This window comes from Candidatus Sulfotelmatobacter sp. (assembly GCA_035498555.1).
In the GTDB taxonomy this organism is placed as follows: Bacteria; Eisenbacteria; RBG-16-71-46; order RBG-16-71-46; family RBG-16-71-46; genus DATKAB01.
Window position 1 is genome coordinate 1 of the sequence record DATKAB010000171.1, and the last position, 3431, is coordinate 3431.

Annotated in this window: 2 protein-coding genes; both read right to left on the minus strand. The window is 69.2% G+C overall.

The features are described from left to right. Positions 1 to 26 precede the first annotated feature (26 nt). Positions 27 to 2066, minus strand: a complete 2040-nt coding sequence (locus tag VMJ70_13675; protein ID HTO92173.1) for a hypothetical protein — start codon at positions 2064 to 2066, stop codon at positions 27 to 29. 10 nt (positions 2067 to 2076) lie between these two features. Next, positions 2077 to 3431, minus strand: a 1355-nt coding sequence (locus VMJ70_13680) for a peptidylprolyl isomerase (protein HTO92174.1), incomplete at its 5' end; no start/stop codon positions are given.

Consider the following 3431-nt stretch of genomic DNA (forward strand, 5'->3'; position numbering starts at 1 on the left):
GAGCGGCGCCGCCCAGCGTGCCCTGGTCACGAGCCGCCCTGCCGATCGAGCGCGGCCAGGGAATCGGCCGCCTCCTGGAATCCGGCATCCAGTTTCAGCGCGCGTCGATAGGCCGCTCGCGCCCGGCCGCGATTCCCCAGCGCCGCCCACGCGCGGCCTTCGGCCAGCTCCGCTTCGGCGGAGTGACCATTCCTCTGTTGCTCCTTCGCGAACTGCCGGAGCGCCTCCCGCGGGCGGCCGTTGACCAGATCGATCAGGCCGAACCGGAGAAACAGGCGTGGACGATGGTCGTCGATCGCCTGCACGCTATCGAGAAGCACGCGCGCCTGCGACCAATCGGCAATCAGCAACGCGAGGTTGGCCTCGAGACTCTTCGCCTGACCATGCCAGGGAGATTCGGTAATCTCGCGATCCAGCTCTGCTTTCACCGGACCGCGAAGCGAGCTGTCGCGCGCGACTCTCCTGCCCAGTTCCCCGAGCGCCCGATTGCCTGCGGGAACGCGACGGTATGCAAACCGCTCTGCAACCGCAGCCAACGAGCCCGCCCGCCGCACGTACAGAGCTGCCGCATCATCCTTGAATACCAGCGCGAACGCGGTGTCGGCATCGAGCGCGTCGAGGAGTCGGTCGGCCGGGTATTGGACACGGATCAGAAGGGCGTAGTCGAAGTGGTGGCGTTCGTCGATCGTCTTCCAACCGCGATCGTCGACCTGGGCGAACTGGTAGAGGTCGCGATCGGCGCGCGTCCCGCTCTGATGGATGTCCATGAACGGCAGCCGCCACCGATCCGGCCAGAAGCGGTAGATCTGCCAGCTCGACATGCCAAACTGATTCATGCCCCGGCCGCGCACTTCGTGGGCCGCCATGAACTCGCAGGCACGCATCGGGTAGGCCCCATCCACGAGTGCGATACCCGGAGGATAGCCCCACCGCTGCCACTCGAACGTCCCCACGGCGAAGCAGGCGATGGCGACTGCTGTGGCTCTCGCGGCGAGCGGCAGGCGCGGGGGGTCCCGGCGGATCGCGGCCAGGGCCTCGCTCAAGTCGCGGCTGAGGAACGGCATCGCCACGACGGTGTAGAAGCCGACGAAGCGCTGCGCCATCAACGATTGCGCGGTGAAGGCAAGCATCAGCGCCCATTCGACCGGATCGATCCGCCGGTGCCGGAAGCGCCAGATCACGAGCGCGGGCCATCCCGCGATGAGCAGAGGCAATCCGTTCCTCAAGTTGAACAGCCAATCCGGCGGCCCCAACTCGGGGATGTTCTGGAACACCGGCTCGTGGCTCCAGAACAGCGCGTACTGAAAGGGTTGGGCCAGAGCTCGCCAACCAAACGGATTGACGAACGAGATTGCGAGAGCGCCCGCGAAGATGAGCGCCAACCGCCGCGCACCCGGCCGGCGCGCGAGCAGGTCGTCGGCCGCGTACAACGCGATCAGCAAGAGCCCGATGTAGTAGCTGAGATGCGTGTTGGCCCAGGCCCAGGCAATCGGCACCAGCGCCATGCTGCGATCGGGCCCCCCCGCCCGGCGCGATTCCAGAAGCCACATCATCACCGCCAGCAACACGACCGACAGTGTCTCCGGCCGCACGTCGGATCGCTGGCGATAGGTGAGCGCGCAGACCGCGATCACGAACGCCGGCACGAGCCCGCGCGCACCCATCTGCCGCGCCGCGGCCCACGCGAATCCGAACGCCGCGAGCGTGGTGATCCACCGCCACACGGAGAGGCCTACCAGCCCGCCGCGATCCCAGAACGGCCACAGCAGGGCTTCGAACCCCCACGACGGATTGACGTCCGGCTGGCCCCACGACGGCCACGTCCACTGGTGAATCAGGGGAAGTGCGTGCTGCGTCCACACGAACCGTCCGACCGCGAGATGCTGCCAGAGGTCCGGATCGTCGATGCGGTAGGTAACCGAGATCAGAGCGGAGGCGGCGGCCGCGAGCGCTGCTGCGATCAGGGCCGGCGAGCGCCAGGGCAGCGCGGGGATCAGCCGAGGCGCTGCAGGACGCGTCGAACCACGCGCCGCGCGCGGCGCCTCCCGCGATCCTGAGCGACTCACTCGGCCCCGCTCAGTCGAGCAGCTCCACCTTGAGCACTCGGTCGCCCTGCACGATACGCCACACCACGTCCATGCCCCGCGTCACGTGAGCGAAGATGGTATAGCGCCCGTCCAGATGGTGCTGCGGCGATTGGGTGATGAACCATTGGCTGCCGCCGGTGTCCTTGCCCGAGAGCGCCATGCCCACCTCGCCGGGATCGTAACGAAGTCGGTTGTACTCGCAGCGGATGGTGTAGCCGGGCCCACCCGAGCCCGTCCCGCTCGGGTCGCCGTCCTGGATCACGAAGTTGGGCACGACACGGTGCAAGACGAGGCCGTCGAAGTAGCCGGCACGCGCAAGTCGCACGAAGTTCTCCACCGTCTGCGGCGCCTCGTCGCGATCGAACGCCCACTCGATGTCGCCGCGTTCGGTATGAAGGATCGCGCCGCGCGCGCCGGCCGGATGCAGCAGCTGATCATCCGAGACTCGCCGGGCGGTGGCGCGCGCAGGATAGAGGCGCTCGAGGCTGTCGGTGTAGGGGGCGCCGGCGAGCTGGCGCAGCGCGTCGCGAATCGAGATTCGCGCGTCGGGATCGGCATCCTTGCCGCGCGCGGTGAAGGCGGCGGTGAGCGCCGGAATGCTGGCCTTGTCGCCGAGGTCTCCGAGCGCTCCGGCGCACGAGGCCGCCATCAGCACCGAGCTGTCGGCGAGACCGGCGAGCAGCGGGCCGGCGGCGCCGCGGGCGCCGAGGGTGCCCAGCACCTCGGCCGCGGTCATGCGCTCGAGGAGCGGATAGCCGGGGCCGAGTCGCGGCAGCAGCAGCGGCAGGGCAACGCTGGTGTCGAAATGAGCGATGCCCTGCAGCACCGGAATGCGTGCGAACACCGAGCTGTCGCCGAGCAGCGGCCGCACGGCCTGGAGCGAGGCGCTGCCGCGCTGAGCCAGCAGGGCGCGGGCGCAGGCGCCGCGGGTCGCGGCGTCGGGGTCACGCAGGTGCATCGCCAGCGAATCGAGCGCCACGCCGCGCTGCGCGATGCTGCCGCCGCGGAGCGCGAAGCGCTCGGCCAGCACGCCGGCGGCAGTCACACGCACATAGGGATCGGGATGTCCGAGCGCCTGGGCGAGTCGAGGTACGCACGCGCCGCATGTGGTATCGGCGATGGCTTGCAAAGCGCGCAGCGCGTTCACCACCACGCCGGTCTCGCGATCGGCAAGGCAGTCGATCAGGTAGGCCGTCCCACGTGCCGATTTCTGCCGGCCCATGGTGCGCGCGGCGTAGGCGCGCACCAGCCATTCGGGATCGCCGAGGTGGAGCGCCGCCACCAGCTCGATCCGATCGGGATTGACGATCTTCTCGAGCGCGTAGAGCACGCGCCAGCGCACCT